The following is a 631-nucleotide window of genomic DNA, read 5'->3' as shown; positions in this document are numbered from 1 at the left end:
CAACAACCACTATTACTCAATCGCCAACACTGACCGTAACCAATACCGTAGCACCGACTGATATCGCTGCTCCGCAAACGCTAACCTATACCATTGTGGTGGACAATACGGGGAATACCAGTTTGACCAATGTCGCTGTAGTAGATCCTCAGGCAACCACTGGACCAGCCTATGTAAGTGGAGACTCGAACTCCAATGACATTATGGAAGTCGATGAGACCTGGACCTATACCGCTACCTATGAAGCCACACAGGCTGATATTGATAATGGAAGTGATATTGTACATACTGCCAGTGTAACTACAACGGAAGTAACTACTGCGGTAACTGATGATGCAACAACCACTATTACTCAATCGCCAACACTGACCGTAGCCAATACCGTAGCACCGACTGATATCGCTGCTCCGCAAACGCTAACCTATACCATTGTGGTGGACAATACGGGGAATACCAGTTTGACCAATGTCGCTGTAGTAGATCCTCAGGCAACCACTGGACCAGCCTATGTAAGTGGAGACTCGAACTCCAATGACATTATGGAGGTCGATGAGACCTGGACCTATACCGCGACCTATGAAGCCACACAGGCTGATATTGATAATGGAAGTGATATTGTACATACTGCCAG

At 47.2% G+C, this 631-nt stretch carries 1 protein-coding gene; it reads left to right on the top strand.

Features of this window, described 5'->3' with window-relative positions; genetic code table 11:
• On the top strand, positions 1 to 631 hold a 631-nt coding region (locus FGM01_RS14465), incomplete at both ends, for a DUF7507 domain-containing protein (protein ID WP_208012739.1).

Source organism: Christiangramia sabulilitoris, from assembly GCF_007050985.1.
GTDB classification, from domain to species: domain Bacteria; phylum Bacteroidota; class Bacteroidia; order Flavobacteriales; family Flavobacteriaceae; genus Christiangramia; species Christiangramia sabulilitoris.
This window is presented reverse-complemented; position numbering and strand designations above follow the sequence as displayed.